We start from the raw sequence: 20157 nt of genomic DNA on the forward strand, positions 1-20157 counted from the left end.
GGCCATGCCGAAGGGCCGGGCACCCCAAGGTGACCCGGCCCTTCAAGCCGCTACCACACCGCTCACAGCGCTACGGCGCCGCAGGCGCACCCCGCAGGGCACCCGCAGGCACCCAGCGTCACTTCTTGCGGCGCCGCCCCCCACGGGACTGCTTGCGCCGCTCCGCGCGCGTGAGGCCGTCGGCCTGGGAACGCACCGGCTCGTCCTCGTCGGCGAACTCACCCTCGATGACGCCGCCCTCGCCGTCCACGGTGGGCGCGGAGAAGTGCAGCTCACGCCGCTGCGGGACGTCGAGCCCCTTGGCGCGGATCTCGGGACGCGCGCCCGCCTGCGCCGGCACCGCGTCCTGCTTGTCGAGCGACGGCGGCGCGTCCTCGACCGGGACCTCCTCGACCTGCTGCTCGACCTGGACCTCCAGGTTGAACAGGTAGCCGACGGACTCCTCCTTGATGCCCTCCATCATGGCGGTGAACATGTCGAAGCCCTCGCGCTGGTACTCCACCAGCGGGTCCTTCTGCGCCATCGCGCGCAGGCCGATGCCCTCCTGGAGGTAGTCCATCTCGTAGAGGTGCTCGCGCCACTTGCGGTCGAGGACCGACAGCACGACCCGGCGCTCCAGCTCACGCATGATCTCGGAGCCGAGCTGCTCCTCGCGTGCCGCGTACTGCGCGTGGATGTCGTCCTTGATGGAGTCTGAGATGAACTCGGCGGTCAGTCCGGCCCGGTCGCCGGCCGCCTCCTCCAGCTCCTCGACGGTGACCTTCACCGGGTAGAGCTGCTTGAAGGCGCCCCACAGCCGGTCGAGGTCCCAGTCCTCCGGGAAGCCCTCGGCGGTCTCCGCGCCGACGTACGCGTCGATGGTGTCGTCCATGAAGTGCTGCACCTGCTCGTGCAGGTCCTCGCCCTCCAGGACGCGGCGGCGCTCGCCGTAGATGACCTCGCGCTGCCGGTTGAGGACCTCGTCGTACTTCAGGACGTTCTTACGGGTCTCGAAGTTCTGCTGCTCGACCTGCGACTGGGCGGACGCGATCGCGCGGGTGACCATCTTGTTCTCGATCGGCACGTCGTCCGGGACGTTCGCCATCGACATCACGCGCTCGACCATCTGGGCCTTGAACAGGCGCATCAGGTCGTCGCCAAGGGAGAGGTAGAAGCGGGACTCGCCCGGGTCGCCCTGACGACCGGAACGACCGCGCAACTGGTTGTCGATACGACGCGACTCGTGCCGCTCGGTGCCGAGGACGTAAAGTCCGCCGAGCTCTCTGACTTCCTCGAACTCCGCCTTGACGGCCTGCTCGGCCTTCTCCAGGGCGGCGGGCAGGGCCGCGGCCCACTCCTCGATGTGCTCCTCGGGGTCGAGGCCGCGCTGCCGCAGCTCCGCCTCCGCGAGGTCCTCGGGGTTGCCGCCGAGCTTGATGTCCGTACCACGGCCGGCCATGTTGGTGGCGACCGTCACGGCGCCCTTGCGGCCGGCCTGCGCGATGATCGGCGCCTCACGGTCGTGCTGCTTCGCGTTCAGCACCTCGTGCTGAATGCCGCGCTTGGCCAGCTGCTGCGACAGGTACTCGGACTTCTCGACCGACGTCGTACCGACGAGGATCGGCTGGCCCTTCTCGTGCTTCTCCGCGATGTCGTCGACGACCGCCTCGAACTTCGCGACCTCGGTGCGGTAGATCAGGTCCGACTGGTCCTTGCGGACCATCGGCTTGTTCGTCGGGATCGGGACCACGCCGAGCTTGTAGATCTGGTGGAACTCGGCGGCCTCGGTCATCGCCGTACCGGTCATGCCGGAGAGCTTGTCGTAGAGGCGGAAGAAGTTCTGCAGGGTGATCGTGGCGAGCGTCTGGTTCTCGTCCTTGATGTCCACCCCTTCCTTCGCCTCGATCGCCTGGTGCATGCCCTCGTTGTAGCGGCGACCGGCGAGGATACGGCCGGTGTGCTCGTCGACGATCATGACCTCGCCGTCGATGACGACGTAGTCCTTGTCCTTCTTGAAGAGCTCCTTGGCCTTGATGGCGTTGTTCAGGTAGCCCACCAGCGGGGTGTTCACCGACTCGTAGAGGTTGTCGATGCCCAGCCAGTCCTCGACCTTCGCGACACCGGGCTCGTGGATGGCGACGGTGCGCTTCTTCTCGTCGACCTCGTAGTCGCCGGTCTCCTCGATGCCCTTGAGGGGGTTGCCCGCCTCGCCGCGCTTGAGGCGCGTGACCAGCTTGGCGAAGTCCCCGTACCACTTGGTGGCCTGGTCGGCCGGGCCGGAGATGATCAGCGGCGTACGGGCCTCGTCGACGAGGATGGAGTCGACCTCGTCGACGATGGCGTAGTTGTGGCCGCGCTGGACGAGTTCGTCCTGGGACCACGCCATGTTGTCGCGCAGGTAGTCGAAGCCGAACTCGTTGTTCGTGCCGTAGGTGATGTCGCAGGCGTACTGCTCGCGGCGCTGGGCCGGCGTCATGTTGGCGAGGATGCAGCCGACGCTCAGGCCCAGGAACTTGTGGACGCGGCCCATCATCTCGGAGTCGCGCTCGGCCAGGTAGTCGTTGACCGTGATCAGGTGGACGCCCTTGCCGGAAAGGGCGTTCAGGTACGCGGGCAGGGTGCCGACCAGGGTCTTGCCCTCACCGGTCTTCATCTCCGCCACATAGCCGAGGTGGAGCGCGGCGCCACCCATCATCTGCACGTCGTAGTGCCGCTGGCCCAGGACACGCTTGGCGGCCTCGCGCACGGTGGCGAAGGCCTCGGGGAGCAGATCATCCAGGCTCTCACCATCGGCGTACCGCTGCTTGTACTCATCGGTGAGGGCCCGCAGCTCGGCGTCGGAGAGGTCGACGAAGTCCTCTTCGATGGAGTTGACCTGGTCCGCGATGCGGTGCAGCTTGCGCAGGATTTTGCCTTCGCCTGCACGCATGATCTTCGAGAGGACGGACACGGGGGTTGGTCTCCTTGCCGGTCGGGCCTGGGACGGTCGGTTTCCATTGGACTTACTGAGCAACGGCCATCGTATGCGAGGACCCCACCACGCCGGGAGGCCTGCCGCCACGACGACCGTCCACTGCTTCGCGCACCTGCTTCACATCTCCGCCGAGGGGAGACAACGGTCCCCCGCAAAACGGTCTCCTTCAAAAGGGACAACGTCCGCGTGCCGCGGATGGTGCCGCGCCCCGCCGACGAATTACGCGAATTGTGATCACCCGCTCACGCACGGCTAAAAGTTGGCGTCCTGGGGGCTCGCTGAGCAGAATCGCCCGATGGACCCCGTCACGCTCCGCACGGACCGCCTCGTCCTGCGCACGGTCGAGGCGCGGCACACCGACGCCGTGTACGCGGCCGCGCAGGACCCCGACATCCAGCGCTGGACGACGATCCCCGCGCCCTATCTGCGCGAGCACGCCCAGAGCTTCACCCAGCAGGTGGTCCCGGACGGCTGGGCCTGCGGTTCGATGTTCACGTGGGGTGTCTTCCTCCCCGAAGGGGAGGAACTGGTGGGCATGCTCAGCATCACCCTGCGCTCCCTCGGCACCGCCGAGGTCGGCTTCTGGGGCACGAAGGAGCACCGCGGCAACGGCTACCTCACGGAGGCCACCCGTGCCGCCTCCCACTGGGCTTTCACCCACGCCTGCATCGACCGCGTGGAATGGCGCGCGGAAGTGGGCAACACCCCCTCGCGCGCCGTGGCGGAACGAGCGGGCTTCACCATCGAGGGCACCCTGCGCTCCGCCGTCAGCAACAAGGGGGTACGGCGGGACTGCTGGGTGGGTTCCCTGCTCCCGTCGGACCTGGGACTGGCGTCGACGGCGCCGTATCTGCCGGCGCGGCCCTAGCCACCCGGCAACCCTGCAGCTCAGCCCGGACTGTCAGTCCCACCCCCTATCGTGCGAACCCATGACGACCTCGCACCCCACCACCATCCTCTCCGCTGACGAGGCCCGCCGTCTCGCCCTCAGAGCCCAGGGCTTCCTCGGTGCGCCCGACCGGAAGTCCGGCGTCCGGGGCGTCCTGCGCCATCTCGGCGCGGTCCAGCTCGACACCATCTCGGTCCTGGCCCGGTCCCACGAACTCGTCCCGTACGCCCGCCTGGGAGCCGTGGGCCGTCGAACGGTCGAGAACGCCTACTGGAAGAAGCCCACGACCGGCGCCCCTGAGCCACAACCCCACGCCTTCGAATACTGGTCCCACGCCGCCTGCGTCCTCCCCATCGAGGAGTGGCCCCACTTCGCCTTCCGCCGACGCGCCTACCGAGCCCGCCCGCACTGGAACCACGAACTCCCCGACGGCGTGTACGACCAGGTCATCAAGCAGCTCCGCGCGGAAGGCCCGCTCACCGCCACGGAGTTGGGCGGGGCCAAGAAGACCAGCGAGTGGTGGGACTGGTCCGGCACGAAGGTGGCCGTCGAACGCGCCCTGATGTACGGCGAGGTGGTCTGCGTCGAGCGCCGCGGCTGGAAGCGCGTCTACGACCTCGCCGAGCGCGCCGTACCGGATGCCCTGCTCCACGACGATCTGGACGACATCGAGTGCCTGCGCCGCCTGGTCCGCCTGGCCGGCCAGTCCCTGGGCGTCGGCACCCGCGCCGACATCGCCGACTACCACCGCCTCAAGGCCGAGCAGGTCGACACGGTGATCGCCGACTCGGGCCTGGTCCCGGTCACGGTCGAGGGCTGGGACAAGCCGGCCTGGGCCGATCCCGCCGCCTTGGAGACACCCCCGCGCGGCCGCCATCGCACCACGCTCCTGTCCCCCTTCGACTCCCTCATCTGGGAACGGGCGCGGACGGAACGCATATTCGGCTTCACACACCGCCTGGAGGCCTATGTCCCCAGGCCGAAGCGGATCCACGGCTACTTCGCGATGCCGGTGCTGGCCGGCGGCCGGCTGGTCGGCCGAGTGGATCCGGGCCGCGAGGGCCGCACCCTGGTCGCCCGGCAGGTCACCCTGGACGGCCCGAAGACGGTCCCCTCGGTCGCCCAGGCCCTCATCGAGGCGGCGAGCTGGGTGAACTGCACCGATGTACGGGTGGAACGGGTGGACGCACCCGAACTGCGCGAGCCCCTCGTCAGAGAAGTAGCCCGCGCCCTCGCCTGACCGCGCCCGGCAGGACCCTCGCGGATCTCCGGACGTGACCGGAACTCAAGCCGTCGACGGATCTCAAGCCGTCACCGGATCTCGAGGATCTTCTCCCGCATCGCGTAGACGACCGCTTCCATCCTGGAGTGCAGCTGCAGCTTCTCCAGGATGTTGCGCACATGGTTCTTCACGGTGTTCTCGGAGATGAACAATTCCTTGGCGATGTCCCGGTTGTTCATTCCCGTGGCGACGAGTTTGAGCACTTCCAGTTCACGGTCCGTGAGCCGCGGCGCCGGCACGAGTCGGCGCTCGTCGGTCCGCTGGATCATCGACTTGAACTCGGTGAGCAGTTTCGACGCCATGGACGGGCTGATCTGCGACTGTCCGTCGGCCACCGCGCGAATGGCGGTGGCCACCTCGTCCGTGGAGATCTCTTTCAGGAGATAACCGGTGGCGCCTGCCTTGATGGCGTCGTAGAGGTCGGCTTCCTCGTCGCTGATCGTCAGCATGATGATCTTCGCGCTGGGGGCCACCTCCTTGATGGAGGTGCACGCCTCTATACCGCCGCGCTTGGGCATCCGTACGTCCATCAGCACGATGTCCGGCAGCAGGTCGGCGGCCTTGTCGACCGCCTCCGCCCCGTCACCCGCCTCACCGACGACCTGGATGTCCTCCTCGGCGGCGAGCACGATCTCCAGGCCACGGCGGAAGAGGGCGTGGTCGTCCACGACCAGGACACGGATCGGCTCCTTGCGTGGTGAGCCCGAGTCCGGGCCCATGCCGACGACACCGTTGCCGGCGTCCTCGTCCTGCATCGGTCCGAAGCTGTCCGCCATCGTTCCTCCCCCTGAAGGCTGTGGCCTGTTGGTCCTGTGCCATCGCCAACCCAAGGCAACGGCCCAACGGTTGGGCCGGTGCGGCCATGATTTCATGCCCGGACGACAGTGAGGTGACGGAGCGGGACGTGAAGTGGTCGCACACCGGTGCCCCTGGGGGCGCACAGCGCGCACCAGGGGCACCGGCTCAGTCGTGGGCCGGGTGGTCAGGCGCCCAGCGTGCCACCCGCCGCGGGGGGCTGCGCCTGGGTGACCATCGGGTCCGTGCTGAGGTGGATGACGCCGTAGTCGTAGGCGTGCCGCCGGTAGACGACGCTGGGTTCCTTGGTCTCGGAATCGATGAACAGGTAGAAGTCATGCCCGACCAGCTCCATCTCGTAGAGAGCCTGGTCGAGGGTCATCGGAGAGGCGACGTGGGTCTTCTCGCGGACGATGAGGGGGCCCTCCCCCTTGATCTCCAGGGAGCCGATCTTCTTGGTGGGGACCCCTTCGGACTCGTCTTCGTGGACGGCGTGGCCGTTCCCGTTGCCGTTGAGGGTCGCGGCGCCCGGAACGTGGTCGGGGACCTCGGCCGCCGTCAGTCGGCGTGCGCCTCGGCGGGTGTGGCGCTTGTCGTGCTGCTTGCGCAGCCGGGCGTCCAGCTTCTCCGCCGCCAGGTCGAGTGCCGCGTACGGGTCGCTGGCTGCCGCTTCCGCCCGGATCACCGGACCGCGGGAGCGGAGCGTGATCTCCACTCGGTCACAGCGGTCGGCCTGTCGGGGGTTCGGCTCCTTGGACACCTCGACGTCGAGGCTGATCACCTTGCCGTCGAGCTTCTGGATCTTCTCCAGCTTCAGCTTCTCGGCCACGTGCTTGCGGAACCGCTCGGGCACCTCGGTCTTGCGGCCCTTGACGACGATGTCCACGCAGAACTCCGTTCCCGGATCGCTCCGCCTCGTTGCGGAGCATCTCCCTTTTGCACCAGGCTCCGGTGAGTCCCGGAACCTCGGACTCGGTGACTTCCACCTCCTCCCCCATGGGCAAGATCTCCACGCCACCGGTGCGGGTGATGAGGAAAATCCCGCAGCACGGCATTCGGATTTCGAGAGGTGTGGCCTGCGCCTTTCTCTCCCAACCCGAACATATCTCGCCCGGACGGATGTCGTCACCCTCTACTGCGGTGTACCTCCGTTCAGGTGCATTGGTCCTGTCACTACCTGCAACGATGCAAGTTCTCAATCAGTTCCGGTTTATTTCGAAAGAATCCGGCGTGGCCGCGACCACGGCCGCGCAGATCACGTCATGCAGGGCGCCACCGCCCACCATTCCGGGCCGACCAGGCACCCACCTCGCCGCCTCCTCCGTCCCCCGGGTCATCCGTTCCTCTCTGCTTTCCCGACTTCCCGCCGCGTACACCGCCGCGCTCCCCCCGCCGTACACACCCGGCTCACCGACTCCCACCGCCCGGCCACGGCCCTCCCCCGCTTCCCGTCCCCTCCCCGAGCCACCGCCCGCAAGGCCACCTCGCCCATCTGCGGGACCCCCGCACGCCACCCCTCCGCTCCCAGCCCATGCCCGCACGCCTCCCGCTTCCTCCATCGCCCCTGCCGCCCCCCTCACCCGTACCGCCTCCACAAGCGCCACCCGCACCGCACGTGCCGCCTCCGCCAACGACGCGCCGGTCGTCATCAGGTCGTCGACGAGCACCACCCGGCCACCGGCGAGCAGCCGCTCTCCTCCCCCGGCCACCGCCAGCGCGCCCGCGAGGTTCGCCAGCCGCTCCCGGGAGTTGAGCCCCGCCTGGTCGGCCACGGCCCGCCGCTGCCGCAGCACGGCGGCCACCCGCGCCGGTGTCCCGACCCGCCGCAGCTCACGGGCCGCCGCGAGCGCGATCCGCCGCGCCGGATCGTGCCCCCGCGCCCGGACCGCCCGCCGCGCGGACGGCACGGGAACCAGCACCACGGCCTCGTCACCCCACGCCGCCACCCCTGCCCGCACAGCCCCCGCCAACGCCACCCCGAGCGGTGCCGCGAGCGCCAGCGCGCCCCGCTCCTTGTGGGCCAGCAAGGTCGCCCGCACCGCGTCCGCGTACCGCGCCGCCGCGTGCACGACCGGCAGACCCGGTGGTTCCGGGACCGGTCGCACCCGGCGCGGTACGGCCCCGCTCAGCGCCGCCCGGCACTCCGGACAGAGCACTGTGCGCGGCCTCCCGCAGCCTGCGCACTCAGCCGGCAGCACCAGGTCGGTGAGGTCCTGCCACCACCCCCGCATGTCCACCACTGTGCCAACGCCGAAGCGCCCCGGCCACCCCTGTGGACAACTGCCTGTGGACAACTCCGGCCACAGCGCAACGGCCGCTCCCGCGGGGTTCCGCCCCAGCGAAAACGGCCGCTCACCTGGCCAGTCACGAACCTCACAGTCGTACAATCCCACCGGCCGTCACCATGCACCCGCGACTCACCCGGGACTCACCCAGTACCCGCCGGGTACCACCGGATCAACCGGCACTCACCCCGGATAGACCGGCGCCGTCCCGTCCGCGTCCACCTTCTGCCACTGCCCCCCGGACGGCAGCCGTACGATCCCGTCCTCCGAGTAGGCCACCAAGGGCAGCTGATCGTCCTCGGAAGCGGCGATCTCCTTCACGCCCGTCAGCGCCGCCGGCGTCGGCCCCTCCGGCGTGGAGCCGTCGACCTGGACGTACCGCATCTGCTGCACGCCGCCCTTCTCGCGCCCGACCACCACGAGCCGGCTGTCACCGGCCCACGACATGGTGGTGACCTCCTCCAACTCCGGCGTGGTGGCCCGCAGTTCCTGCACCGAGACGGGCGGGTGTCCGCTCGACTTCTCGCCCCGCTCGATCCGCCCGATGAGCAGCGACTGCTTGCCGCCCTTCTCCACGACGAGCGCGATCCGCACTCCGTCGGCGGCCACCCGGACGTCCCTGATCCGCCCGTCCAGCCCCGGAGCGTCCACCTTCAGAGGCTCACCGGCGCCCTTCTCGAGCACCAGCAGCCGCGGGTCGCGCGGATTGCGGTCGGCCACCCACAGGTCGCCTTCAGCGTCCCAGCTGGGCGTGGTCAGCCGGTCGCCGGTCGTGGCCCCGCCGCTGGTCAGCACGGCATCCCCGAGCGACCCGCCCGACGTCAGCGACCCGACATACAGCGACTTGCCGCCGACGCCGACCCCGGCCGCCTTGTACTCGTCGCGCGACACCGCCACCGACTGGAGGTCCTTGTCGCCCGTGCCCAGAGCGCCGGGCACCGGATCGGGCTTCGTACCGCTGCCGTCGGCCGATATGCGCACCAGCCGGTGCTTGCCGTCGACGAAGTACAGGTACCCGGGACTTTGCCCCGAGTCGCGCTCGGCGACGTCGTCGGCCTGCTCCTCGGTGAGCGCGCACAGCTGCTTGCCGCCCGCCTTCAGCTCGACCTCGTCCACGGCCGGCGTGACGTTCTCCAGGGTGAAAAGGACCTGCGTCGCCATGTTGTCGCACGCGGTCGGACCGACCCGGGCGGCCTTGCCGTTCAGCGGCACGGTCAGCTTGCTCTGGTCGTCCGGCGTCAACGACGTGACGTCCTTCTGCAGCTCCGTCCCGGTGGGGAAGCTCGATCTGACGACCGGCCGGAGCCAGGTCGTGGGCCCGTTGATCAGGGAGCGCACCATCTGCGTCATGGCGTCCACGCGCTCGCGCACGTACACGGGATCGGCGACCGCCACGGTCTGCGGACCCTTCGTGTTCGAGGCGAAGTAGTACTTGTTCACGGACGTGTAGTTGCGCTGGAAGTCCGACTTGCCCATGACGACGCCCTGCGGCAGCCCGTCGATGCGCCACTGGTGGGTCTTCTCGTCCCTGACCAGATGCACCGACTGGTGGTATTTCCCGTCGGCGGGCGCGTACGACCCCTGCTCGTCCACCGTGCCGACCTGGCTGCCGGTCAGCGTGAACAGGAGGTCGCTGGAGTCCTCCCGGCTGCCCGAACGCGCGACATCGATGCGCGGCCCCTGGGCGAGCACCGTGGTGGCCCGCTCCGGCTCCCAGGTCTTCGCGGCATCGGCGGTCAGATACTGGCGGGCCGTCTCATAGTGCGGATCGTCGCTGGTCAGCGCCTCCAGGAAGCCCTGCACGATCTCCTGGGACTGCGCGTCCTCCTGAGGCGGCATGGCGAAGACCCGTACCTGCGTGTCCTGACGCGGAGTGGACTCCACGCCGCGCAGATCCCCGCTGTCGGGCATCGAGGCGCACCCTGCCAGCAGTACGACGCCACAGGCGGCGTACGCCAGCGCGCGCCCCGTTCCGCGCCGGGCGCCCCTGCCGCGGTCAGCGCCCACGGAATGCCTCCCCTTGTTCGTACGACTCCACCGACGCGTCCCCCGAAGACTCCACAGAGTCCGCCGACGGCCTCTGCGCCCCCGCGTCCGGGCGCCTCGCGGTCCCGCCTCGAGGCTCCTCCCCGGGAGCCGTCTCCTCCTGCCGCCGCGGTCCCGAAGGCGACCGGGGCACCACGCGGGCACCGTTGCCGGGCAACGCGGTCGGGTCGGCGGTGGGCGCCAAGGCGGCCGCCCGCGGCACGATCGGGTCCCGCGAGGACGTCTGGGCACCGGCCGGCTGGGCGGGCACGGTGGCCGTCTTCTCGCTGCCCCCGCGCGGCAGACCGGCGTCATGGAGGCCGCGGTTGCGGCGCGAGTCCTTGGGTTCCAGCGGTATGGGAGAGCCCCTGAGCGGCTCGTCCGCGGTGCGCGGCAGCGTCAGCCGGAACTGCGAGCCGCCACCCGGTTCGCCCCACGCCTGCAGCCATCCGCCGTGCAGCCGCGCGTCCTCAAGCGCGATGGACAGCCCCAGGCCCGTACCGCCGGTGGTACGCGCGCGTGCCGGGTCAGCCCGCCAGAACCGGCTGAAGACGCGAGTCGCCTCGCCGGGCTTGAGTCCGACTCCGTAGTCGCGCACCGCGACCGCGACCGCCCCGCCCGCCGCGGCGAGCTTGACGACGACGTCCTTGCCCTCGCCGTGCTCCACGGCGTTGACGACCAGATTGCGCAGCACCCGCTCCACCCGCCGGGCGTCCGCCTCGGCGACCACGGGCTGCTGGTCACCGACGACCCGAATCGTCGTCCTCTTGCGCTCGGCGAGCGGCTCGGCCCCGCTGACGACCCGCCGGACGACCTCCCTGAGGTCGATCGCGTCGGCCTCCAGCGCCGCAGCGCCCGCGTCGAAGCGGCTGATCTCCAGCAGGTCCGCGAGCAGCGACTCGAACCGGTCCAGCTGGTCGGCGAGCAGTTCCGCGGACCGCGCGGTCACCGGGTCGAAGTCCTCGCGCGCCTCGTGAATGACGTCGGCGGCCATCCGTACGGTCGTCAGCGGCGTCCGCAACTCGTGCGACACGTCCGACACGAACCGCCGCTGCATCCGCGACAGGTCCTCCAGCTGCTGGATCTTCAGCTGCAGGCTCTGCGCCATCTTGTTGAAGGCCTCCCCGAGCCGCGCGATGTCGTCCTCGCCGGTGACCTTCATCCGCTCCTGCAGCCGCCCAGCGGACAGCCGCTCGGCGATCCCGGCCGCCATCCGCACCGGAGTGACGACCTGCCGCACGACGAGCCAGGCGATGGCCCCGAGGAGTACGACGACGAACAGTCCGGCCGTCGCCAGGGTCCCCTTGACCAGGCTGAGTGACTTCTCCTCCTGGGTCAGTGGGAAGAGGTAGTACAGCTGGTACGGGTCACCGTTCGGGTCGTTGACCTGCTTGCCGATGACCAGCGCCGGCTGGGAGTCCTTGCCGGCCGGCCTGTCGTAGGTGATCCGCGTGTAGCTCTGGGCCGCCGTCGTGCCGCTGTCGACGCGCGCACGCAGGTCCTCGGGGACGCTGGCCGCCCAGTCGACGTCACCGGAGGCTCGCGGTCCGCGCCCGCCCCCGCTGTCGTCGTCGGCGGCGGGGAGCGTCACCACGTCGAAGGCACCCTGACCGCCGCTGGAGAGCGACTCCACCAGGTCACTCATCCAGGGGACGACGTTCTGCTCGGTCCGGTCGGCCGCCGGAGCGCGGTCGTCGCCGGTCCCGGCGGCCGCCTCGTCGGCCTTCTGTTTGGCCACCGCGAACCCGCCGGTGGCCTGGCTCTGCGAAGCCTTCACCTTGGCATCCAGCAGCCCGTTGCGCACCTGCCCGATCACCACGAAGCCGAGGAGCAGGACGACGCCCAGCGACATCAGCAGGGTCATGGCGACGACCTTGAGCTGGATGTTGCGCCGCCACAGCCGCATGACGGGCAGCAGCGGCCGGCGCACCCAGCGCAGGAACAGGCGCAGGACCGGGCTGCCCTGGACTCCGCCCTGCAGCAACCCGCCCTCGAGGAAACGCCCCCAACGGGAACCTGACGTCTTCCGGCCGACAGGCCGCCCCGTCTGAGCCCCGGTCCGTCCGGGCGACGAAGCGGCACTGTCTCCGGACATGTCAGCTGGGTCCTGCCTTGTACCCGACACCACGGACGGTCACCACGATCTCCGGCCGCTCCGGGTCCTTCTCGACCTTGGAGCGCAGCCGCTGAACATGCACGTTCACCAGCCGGGTGTCCGCCGCGTGCCGGTAGCCCCACACCTGCTCGAGCAGGACCTCCCGGGTGAACACCTGCCACGGCTTTCGGGCCAGCGCGACCAGCAGATCGAACTCCAGCGGCGTCAGCGCGATCGACTGCCCGTCCCGCTTCACGGAGTGACCGGCCACGTCGATGACCAGATCGCCGATGGCGAGCTGCTCGGGCGCCGGCTCCTCGGACCTCCTGAGCCGTGCCCGGATCCGGGCCACCAACTCCTTCGGCTTGAACGGCTTCACGATGTAGTCATCGGCGCCCGACTCCAGGCCCACGACGACGTCGACGGTGTCGCTCTTGGCCGTGAGCATCACGATCGGCACCCCGGACTCCGCCCTGATCAGGCGGCACACCTCGATACCGTCCCGGCCCGGCAGCATCAGATCGAGCAGCACCAGATCGGGCTTGGCCTCACGGAAAGCGGCCAGCGCCTTGTCGCCGTCGGCTACGAAAGACGGCTCAAAACCTTCACCACGCAACACAATGCCGAGCATCTCGGCCAGTGCGTTGTCGTCATCGACGACAAGGACTCGTCCCTTCATGAATGCCATCATCCCATTAACTAAATCGTTACCTGGCGTGACCTGTCACACAGCTCTGCAAGCGCCTCAGCCGTCACGGGTGACACGGCGCCCATTTCGGTGACGATGGCCGTCACCAGCTCCGGAGGCGTCACATCGAACGCCGGGTTGTACGCCTGGGTCCCCAGGGGTGCCACCGGAATCCCGCCTCCCCCTCCCGTCATCGTCACCTGGGGTGACGTGATCTCGGTCACTTCGAACCCGGGGCGCTGTTCGACCTCGATGGCCGCCCCGTCCGGCGTGTCCGGATCCACCGTCGTCACGGGCGCCACCACGATGAACGGCACATGGTGGTAACGCGCGAGCACCGCGAGCGGATAGCTCCCCACCTTGTTCGCCACCGAACCGTCGGCCGCGATGCGGTCCGCCCCGATGAGCACCGCGTCCACCTCTCCGGCCGCGAACAGCGAGCCCGCCGCATTGTCGGTCAGCAAGGTGTACGCCATACCGCTGCGAGCCGCCTCGTACGCCGTCAGGCGAGCACCTTGCAGCAACGGACGCGTTTCGTCCACCCACAGCCGCCTGAGCTGCCCCGCCCGGTGCGCCGCCAGCGCCACCGCGAACGCCGTTCCCTCACCGCCCGACACCAGCGATCCGGTGTTGCAGTGGGTGAGGATCCGGTGCCCGCCGCCCGGCACCAACTCGTCCAACAGCGCCAGCCCCAGCTCGGCCATCCGAGCGCTGGCTTCGGCGTCCTCCCGGTGCAGCCTGCGCGCCGCGGCCAGCGCCGCCTCGGCGGCCTGCCGGTCGTCACCGCCCTTGCCGAGTTCGGCCCGGTACGCGGCATGCGCCCGGCGCACCCCGACGGCCAGATTCACCGCGGTGGGACGCGCCCCCGCCAGCGCGGCCGCCGCGTCCTCCACGTCGAACCCGCGCGCGGCGGCGAGCGCGACGCCGTAGGCCCCCGCGATACCGAGCAGTGGTGCCCCGCGCACGGCGAGCGAACGGATCGCCTCCACCAGCGCGGGCGCGTCCGTACAGACGAGTTCTACCTCCTCGGCCGGCAGCCTCGTCTGGTCGAGAAGTACCAGTACGGGGCCTTCGGGCGGCTCTTCCCAGCGGATCACCGGGATCTCGGTCGGCCTGCTGTCCTCGCCGGTTTGCGCGTGCTGATCAGCCATGCGGTCAGTCTGCCCCTTATCCGCCGGACAATTGAAGGTCTCCCGCCCCTACCGCGGCTGGTCACTCGATGACCACCCCATGGCACGATGGCTGCCAACCTTCCGCCGCGACCGCGGACGGGCACCGTGAAGGAGCGACGATGAACGACACTCCGGGCTGGGCCTCGCCCGGATCCGCCCCGTCCGACGGGCAGCGGCCAGGTGCGTCCGGTCCCACCGAGCCCGCCGACCGCCCCGGCCCCGCGAACCCCGCCGAACAACCGGGAGCGGAACAGCCGGGACCGGATCCACAGCGCCCCGGCTCGCAGTGGTCCAAGGAACAGCCGCCCCCGGGCCAGTGGTCCGCGCCCACCGGCACCGAGGCCCCCGGCCAGGCCCCACCGCCTCCACCGCCCGGCCCCGGCTGGGGCACCCCGCCCCCGCCCGCCCCGGGTGGTCCCGGCGGCTACGGCCCGCACGGCGGACAGGGCGGCTGGGGAGGCGGCTACGGACCTCCCGGCGGCTACCCCGGACACGGCGGCTGGGCGGGCCCACCGCCCGCGGCCAAGCCCGGAGTGATCCCGCTGCGCCCGCTCGGCGTCGGTGAGATCCTCGACGGCGCGGTCTCCACCATGCGCACCCACTGGCGCACGGTCCTGGGCATCTCCCTGACGGTCGCCGTCCTCACCGAGATCGTCGTCATCCTGGTGCAGCGCCTGCTCCTGAACGACACCGCCGGCGCCGAGGCACTCAACGACCCGAGTGCCTCCTTGGACGAACTGTCCCGCGCCCTGGGCGAAGCCCTGCTCAGCTCCGGCCTCGTCTTGCTGATCTCGCTGATCGGCACGGTCGCCGCGACCGCGCTGCTGACCACCGTCACCAGCCGTGCGGTGCTCGGCAAGTCGGTCACCCTCGGCGAGGCCTGGCGCGACGCCCGCCCGCAGGTGCTGAAGCTGTTCGGGCTGATCATCCTGCTCCCCCTGATCGCCATCGGCGTCGTCTTCGTGGGCTCGCTGCCCGGCATCCTCCTGGCCGTATCGGGCCAGACCACGGGAGGGGTCGTCCTCGCCGTCCTGGGCGGCATGGGCGTCGGCGTCGTCGCCCTGTGGCTGATGGTCCGCTTCTCCCTGGCCTCGCCCGCGCTGATGCTGGAGAAGCAGAGCATCACCAGGTCGATGAGCCGCTCGGCGAAACTGGTCCGCGGCTCCTGGTGGCGGATCTTCGGCATCCAGTTGCTCGCCGGACTCATCGCGAACATCATCTCGGCGATCGTGGTCCTCCCCTTCACCTTCCTCGCCGCCGCACTCGGCGGCGAAAGCGTCAGCGGCTTCCTCAACGGCACCGGCGACCTCGGCTGGACCTTCCTCATCGTCAGCGGCATCGGCTCGGTGATCGGCTCCATGATCACGTTCCCGATCACCGCGGGCGTCGCCGTACTTCTCTACGTCGACCAGCGCATCCGGCGCGAGGCCCTCGACCTCGAACTGGCCCGCGCCGCCGGTGTCCACGGCGCCACTCCCGGGAGCTGACCCGGTGAACCTGGCGGGGGGAGTTCTCACAGCGGTACCGGCACTGCAGCGCCCGGTCGACCCGGTCGTACGACTCGTGCTGCACGCCGGCGACACCTCCGTACGGGCCGTGCTGCGGGCCGTACACACCGCGTCCGTCCTGTCGCTCCCACGCTCCGACGGCGCACCACCGCTGACGACCCCGCGCGACCCCGCGCGAGAGGCGGCCCGACGCGAGCTGTCCAAGCGGATGTACCACGAGAACGACCCCGGCCTCTTCCAGCGCGCCCTGAACGCCTTTTGGGACTGGGTCGACAAGCTGTTCAACACCGCCTCGTCCGCCACTCCCGGCGGACCGTTCGGCCTGGTGGTCGTCATCGTGGCCGTCCTCGCGGTCCTGGGCGCCCTGTGGTGGCGCCTGGGCACTCCGCGCCGCGAACCGGCCTCCGCGCCCGCCCTGTTCGACGACCGCCCCCGCAGCGCGGCCGAACACCGGTCCGCCGCCGAGGCCCACGCCGCCCAGGGCCACTGGAACCAGGCCGTCCAGGAACACATGCGGGCCATCGTCCGTTCCCTGGAGGAACGCGCCCTCCTCGACGTCCGCCCCGGCCGCACCGCCGACGAGGCAGCCGTTGAGGCGGGCCGCGCGCTGCCCTCCCGCGCGGACCGACTGCGCACCGCGGCCCGGGACTTCGACGACGTGACATACGGCGGCCGAAGGGCGAGCGAGCAGTCGTACCACCGCATCGCCGAACTCGACCGCGACCTGGAGCGCACCAAGCCGCAACTCGCGAGCAGCAGCAGCCCCGACGCGGCGCACAACGCCCGCCAGGGAGCCGCCGAATGACCACCGAGGCCACGCTCCCGTCCACCTCGGCCTCGCCCACCGCACGCCAGGTGTGGACCCGAGCGCGAGGCATCGTCCTCGCCCTCGTGATCCTCCTCGTGGCAGCCGTCGTCATCGCGGCGATCCGCTCCGACGCCCGCCACGGCAGCCTCGACCCGCGCTCCGCCGACCCCTACGGCAGCCGCGCCGTGGCCCAACTCCTCGCCGACCGAGGCGTGTCCACGCGCGTGGTCACCACCCTGGCCGAGGCGCGCGCCGCGGCCGGCCCGGACACCACCCTGCTGGTCGCCGTACCCGACCTGCTCTCCGAGCGGCAGCAGAGTCAACTGCACTCCGCCACCAACGACTCGGGGGGCCGCACCCTCCTCGTCGCTCCGGGCGGCTGGTCCGTCGAACGACTCGCTCCCGGCATCGTCGCCAGCCCCGCCACCAGTCTCGACTCGACGCGTCCGCCCGCCTGCGACCTGCCCGCCGCCCGGCGCGCGGGCCCGGCCGACACCGGCGGAGTCCGCTACACCGTCACCCGCCCCGGCGCCGACGAGTGCTACCCCAGCGAACGCCTGGCCACCCTGGTGCGCCTCCCGGACGCGTCCCGCCACGGCGACACTGTCGTCCTCGGCGCGCCCGACATCCTCTACAACGATTCCCTCGACGACCAGGGCAACGCCTCGCTCGCCCTCCAACTCCTCGGCTCCCGCCCCCATTTGGTCTGGTACCTCCCCTCGCTCTCCGATGCCTCCGCCGCCGGACCGGACGACGAAAAGGGCTTCTTCGACCTGCTCCCCTCGGGCTGGCTCTGGGGCACACTGCAGCTCTTCATCGCCGCGGCCCTCGCCGCCCTCTGGCGGGCACGTCGGCTCGGCCCCCTCGTGCCCGAGAAACTCCCCGTGGCGATCCGCGCCTCCGAAACCGTCGAAGGCCGCGCCCGCCTCTACCGCAAGGCCAACGCCCGCGACCGCGCGGCCGCCGCTCTTCGCTCCACCACCCGCACCCGCCTCGCCCCCCTCGTAGGCATCCCCGTGGCCCAGGCGCACGCACCCGAGGCCCTGCTCCCCGCCCTGTCCACCCACCCACACAGCCCTGGTGACGGACAGGCCGTGCACGCTCTCCTCTTCGGCCCGCCGCCCAGCGACGACACGGCCCTCATCGCCCTCGCCGACCAACTCGACGCCCTCGAAAGAGAGGTACGCCGTCCATGATGGACCCGACCACTGACAACGCCGCGCACTCAGGGGACCCGGGCGCCGCCCGCGCCTCCCTGGAAGCCCTGCGCGCCGAGATCGCCAAAGCCGTGGTCGGCCAGGACCCCGCCGTGACCGGCCTCGTCGTCGCCCTCCTGTGCCGTGGACACGTTCTCCTCGAAGGCGTCCCCGGGGTCGCCAAGACGCTGCTCGTCCGCGCCCTCGCCTCCGCACTCGAACTCGACACCAAGCGCGTCCAGTTCACCCCGGACCTGATGCCGAGCGACGTGACCGGCTCCCTCGTCTACGACGCCCGCACCGCCGAGTTCTCCTTCCAGCCCGGCCCGGTCTTCACCAACCTCCTCCTCGCGGACGAGATCAACCGCACCCCGCCCAAGACCCAGTCGTCTCTCCTGGAAGCCATGGAGGAACGCCAGGTCACGGTCGACGGCACCCCCCGCCCGCTCCCCGACCCGTTCCTGGTCGCCGCGACCCAGAACCCGGTCGAGTACGAGGGCACGTACCCCCTCCCCGAAGCCCAGCTGGACCGTTTCCTCCTCAAGCTGACGATCCCGCTCCCCTCGCGCCAGGACGAGATCGACGTCCTCACCCGCCACGCCGAAGGCTTCAACCCACGCGACCTGCGCGCCGCCGGCGTACGCCCCGTCGCCGGCCCCGCCGATCTGGAAGCGGCCCGCGCCGCCGTCGCCAAGACGACCATCTCCCCGGAGATCACCGCCTACGTCGTCGACATCTGCCGCGCCACCCGCGAATCCCCGTCCCTCACTCTGGGCGTCTCCCCGCGCGGCGCCACGGCCCTGCTCGCCACGGCCCGCGCGTGGGCCTGGCTGACCGGCCGCGACTACGTCACCCCCGACGACGTCAAGGCCCTCGCCCTCCCCACCCTCCGCCACCGCGTCCAACTCCGCCCGGAGGCCGAGATGGAAGGCGTGACCGCCGACTCCGTCATCAACGCGATCCTCACCCACGTCCCCGTCCCCCGCTGATGGCACTCACCGGACGCGCCGCCCTCCTCGCGGCCCTGGGCTCCCTCCCCGTCGGCATCTGGGACCCCGGCTGGACAGGCATCCTCGCCGTGAACGCGCCCCTGGCGGTCGCCTGCGCCTGCGACTTCGCGCTGGCCGCCCCCGTACGACGGCTCGGCCTGACGCGCTCCGGCGACACCTCCGCCCGCCTGGGCGAGGCGGCCGACGTCACGCTCACGGTCACCAACCCGTCCCGCCGCCCGCTCCGCGCCCACCTGCGCGACGCCTGGCCCCCCAGCAGCTGGCAGCCCGGCACGGAGGTCGCCGCCTCCCGCCACCGCCTCACGGTCCCCGCAGGCGAACGCCGCCGCCTCATCACCCGCCTACGACCGACCCGCCGCGGCGACCGCCAGGCGGACCGCGTCACGATCCGCTCCTACGGCCCCCTCGGTCTCTTTTCCCGACAGGGCACCCACAAAGTCCCGTGGACGGTACGCGTCCTGCCCCCGTTCACCAGCCGCAAGCACCTGCCCTCCAAGCTGGCCCGCCTACGAGAACTCGACGGCCGCACCAGCGTCCTCACCCGCGGCGAGGGCACGGAATTCGACAGCCTGCGCGAGTACGTCCCCGGCGACGACACCCGCTCCATCGACTGGCGCGCCACGGCCCGCCAGACGACGGTCGCCGTACGCACCTGGCGCCCCGAACGCGACCGTCACATCCTCCTGGTCCTCGACACCGGCCGCACCTCCGCAGGCCGCGTGGGCGACGCCCCACGCCTCGACGCCTCCATGGACGCGGCCCTCCTCCTGGCCGCCCTCGCCTCCCGCGCCGGCGACCGCGTCGACCTGCTCGCATACGACCGTCGGGTACGCGCCCTCGTCCAGGGCCGCTCAGCAGGCGACGTCCTCCCGTCCCTGGTCAACGCGATGGCCACCCTCGAACCCGAACTCGTGGAGACGGACGCCCGAGGTCTTACGGCCACGGCACTCAAGTCGGCCCCGCGCCGCTCGCTGATCGTGCTGTTCACGGCCCTCGACACCGCGCCCATCGAGGAGGGCCTCCTGCCCGTCCTCTCCCAGCTCACCCAGCGCCACACGATCCTGCTGGCGTCGGTAGCCGACCCGCACATCGCCGGCATGGCCACAGCACGCGGAAACACCGAGGCCGTCTATGAGGCCGCAGCCGCCGCCCAGGCCCAAACGGAGCGCAACCGCACCGCGGAACAACTCCGCCGCCATGGCGTGACGGTCGTCGACGCCACACCTGAAGATCTGGCTCCAGCACTGGCGGACGCATATCTGGCGCTGAAGGCGGCCGGACGCCTGTAAATATATGTAACTACTGGGGCCGATACGAGGGGCCGGCGTACGCACCAGTCCCTCGATTCAATAACCCAGTAAACGCAGAAAACCCCGCACCAACCGGTGCGGGGTTTCCTTGAATGATTGTTCGGCGGCGTCCTACTCTCCCACAGGGTCCCCCCTGCAGTA

At 70.7% G+C, this 20157-nt stretch carries 15 protein-coding genes; 7 read left to right on the forward strand and 8 right to left on the reverse strand.

Going from position 1 to position 20157, the window contains the following annotated elements; translation table 11 throughout:
- Positions 1-118: 118 nt before the first annotated feature.
- Positions 119-2929, reverse strand: a complete 2811-nt coding sequence (gene secA / locus ACIBK3_RS25080; RefSeq protein WP_399368866.1) for a preprotein translocase subunit SecA — start codon at positions 2927-2929, stop codon at positions 119-121.
- 319 nt (positions 2930-3248) lie between these two features.
- Here secA and ACIBK3_RS25085 point away from each other — a divergent pair, with 319 nt between their 5' ends.
- Both ACIBK3_RS25085 and ACIBK3_RS25090 read left to right on the forward strand, forming a co-directional pair.
- Positions 3249-3821 carry a GNAT family N-acetyltransferase gene (locus tag ACIBK3_RS25085; RefSeq protein WP_399368868.1) on the forward strand — a complete coding sequence of 191 codons (573 nt, stop codon included), beginning with the start codon at positions 3249-3251 and terminating at the stop codon, positions 3819-3821.
- A 61-nt stretch (positions 3822-3882) separates the two neighbouring features.
- Positions 3883-5082 (forward strand): winged helix-turn-helix domain-containing protein, encoded by a 1200-nt coding sequence (locus ACIBK3_RS25090; protein WP_399368870.1) that lies wholly within the window; start codon positions 3883-3885, stop codon positions 5080-5082.
- Between the two features lie 71 nt (positions 5083-5153).
- On the opposite strand, the gene ACIBK3_RS25095 is transcribed toward ACIBK3_RS25090, so the two are convergent.
- From ACIBK3_RS25095 to mtnA, 7 genes are all read right to left on the reverse strand, one after another.
- Positions 5154-5900 (reverse strand): response regulator, encoded by a 747-nt coding sequence (locus ACIBK3_RS25095; RefSeq protein WP_399368872.1) that lies wholly within the window; start codon positions 5898-5900, stop codon positions 5154-5156.
- A 206-nt stretch (positions 5901-6106) separates the two neighbouring features.
- Positions 6107-6805, reverse strand: coding sequence for a ribosome hibernation-promoting factor, HPF/YfiA family (gene hpf / locus ACIBK3_RS25100; RefSeq protein WP_399368873.1), 699 nt, complete (start codon positions 6803-6805; stop codon positions 6107-6109).
- 313 nt (positions 6806-7118) lie between these two features.
- The gene (locus ACIBK3_RS25105; RefSeq protein WP_399368875.1) at positions 7119-8150 is read right to left on the reverse strand and encodes a ComF family protein; all 1032 of its coding nucleotides are present in this window, start codon (positions 8148-8150) and stop codon (positions 7119-7121) included.
- A 237-nt stretch (positions 8151-8387) separates the two neighbouring features.
- The gene (locus tag ACIBK3_RS25110; RefSeq protein ID WP_399368877.1) at positions 8388-10211 is read right to left on the reverse strand and encodes an LpqB family beta-propeller domain-containing protein; all 1824 of its coding nucleotides are present in this window, start codon (positions 10209-10211) and stop codon (positions 8388-8390) included.
- Entirely contained in the window at positions 10201-12324 is a 2124-nt protein-coding gene (gene mtrB / locus ACIBK3_RS25115) for an MtrAB system histidine kinase MtrB (RefSeq protein ID WP_399368879.1), read from the reverse strand. Before mtrB ends, ACIBK3_RS25110 begins: the two co-directional genes overlap by 11 nt.
- A 1-nt stretch (position 12325) precedes the next feature.
- Positions 12326-13015 (reverse strand): two-component system response regulator MtrA, encoded by a 690-nt coding sequence (gene mtrA / locus ACIBK3_RS25120; protein ID WP_399368881.1) that lies wholly within the window; start codon positions 13013-13015, stop codon positions 12326-12328.
- 8 nt (positions 13016-13023) lie between these two features.
- On the reverse strand, positions 13024-14163 hold the full coding sequence (gene mtnA / locus ACIBK3_RS25125) for an S-methyl-5-thioribose-1-phosphate isomerase (RefSeq protein WP_399368883.1): 1140 nt from the start codon (positions 14161-14163) through the stop codon (positions 13024-13026).
- 140 nt (positions 14164-14303) lie between these two features.
- Here mtnA and ACIBK3_RS25130 point away from each other — a divergent pair, with 140 nt between their 5' ends.
- From ACIBK3_RS25130 to ACIBK3_RS25150, 5 genes are read left to right on the forward strand one after another with little or no spacing between them, the layout of a single operon-like run.
- Positions 14304-15671 carry a glycerophosphoryl diester phosphodiesterase membrane domain-containing protein gene (locus ACIBK3_RS25130; RefSeq protein WP_399368885.1) on the forward strand — a complete coding sequence of 456 codons (1368 nt, stop codon included), beginning with the start codon at positions 14304-14306 and terminating at the stop codon, positions 15669-15671.
- A gap of 4 nt (positions 15672-15675) precedes the next feature.
- Positions 15676-16497 (forward strand): DUF4129 domain-containing protein, encoded by an 822-nt coding sequence (locus tag ACIBK3_RS25135; protein ID WP_399368886.1) that lies wholly within the window; start codon positions 15676-15678, stop codon positions 16495-16497.
- Positions 16494-17696 carry a DUF4350 domain-containing protein gene (locus ACIBK3_RS25140; protein ID WP_399368888.1) on the forward strand — a complete coding sequence of 401 codons (1203 nt, stop codon included), beginning with the start codon at positions 16494-16496 and terminating at the stop codon, positions 17694-17696. Before ACIBK3_RS25135 ends, ACIBK3_RS25140 begins: the two co-directional genes overlap by 4 nt.
- Positions 17696-18685, forward strand: coding sequence for an AAA family ATPase (locus ACIBK3_RS25145; RefSeq protein WP_399368962.1), 990 nt, complete (start codon positions 17696-17698; stop codon positions 18683-18685). The genes ACIBK3_RS25140 and ACIBK3_RS25145 overlap by 1 nt, the downstream gene beginning before the upstream one ends.
- Complete coding sequence (locus ACIBK3_RS25150; RefSeq protein WP_399368890.1) at positions 18685-19995, forward strand: DUF58 domain-containing protein; 1311 nt, start codon at positions 18685-18687, stop codon at positions 19993-19995. Before ACIBK3_RS25145 ends, ACIBK3_RS25150 begins: the two co-directional genes overlap by 1 nt.
- Positions 19996-20157: the final 162 nt, after the last annotated feature.

This window comes from Streptomyces sp. NPDC050287, from assembly GCF_044459385.1.
Classification (GTDB): Bacteria; Actinomycetota; Actinomycetes; order Streptomycetales; family Streptomycetaceae; genus Streptomyces.

Excerpts from the sequence above, each read along its gene's own strand:
- ACIBK3_RS25085 (WP_399368868.1), top strand. The coding sequence starts at position 3,249 with ATGGACCCCGTCACGCTCCGCACGGACCGCCTCGTCCTGCGCACGGTC.
- ACIBK3_RS25090 (WP_399368870.1), top strand. The coding sequence starts at position 3,883 with ATGACGACCTCGCACCCCACCACCATCCTCTCCGCTGACGAGGCCCGC.
- ACIBK3_RS25095 (WP_399368872.1), bottom strand. The coding sequence starts at position 5,900 with ATGGCGGACAGCTTCGGACCGATGCAGGACGAGGACGCCGGCAACGGT.
- ACIBK3_RS25105 (WP_399368875.1), bottom strand. The coding sequence starts at position 8,150 with ATGCGGGGGTGGTGGCAGGACCTCACCGACCTGGTGCTGCCGGCTGAG.
- mtrB (WP_399368879.1), bottom strand. The coding sequence starts at position 12,324 with ATGTCCGGAGACAGTGCCGCTTCGTCGCCCGGACGGACCGGGGCTCAG.
- mtrA (WP_399368881.1), bottom strand. The coding sequence starts at position 13,015 with ATGATGGCATTCATGAAGGGACGAGTCCTTGTCGTCGATGACGACAAC.
- mtnA (WP_399368883.1), bottom strand. The coding sequence starts at position 14,163 with ATGGCTGATCAGCACGCGCAAACCGGCGAGGACAGCAGGCCGACCGAG.
- ACIBK3_RS25130 (WP_399368885.1), top strand. The coding sequence starts at position 14,304 with ATGAACGACACTCCGGGCTGGGCCTCGCCCGGATCCGCCCCGTCCGAC.
- ACIBK3_RS25140 (WP_399368888.1), top strand. The coding sequence starts at position 16,494 with ATGACCACCGAGGCCACGCTCCCGTCCACCTCGGCCTCGCCCACCGCA.
- ACIBK3_RS25145 (WP_399368962.1), top strand. The coding sequence starts at position 17,696 with ATGGACCCGACCACTGACAACGCCGCGCACTCAGGGGACCCGGGCGCC.
- ACIBK3_RS25150 (WP_399368890.1), top strand. The coding sequence starts at position 18,685 with ATGGCACTCACCGGACGCGCCGCCCTCCTCGCGGCCCTGGGCTCCCTC.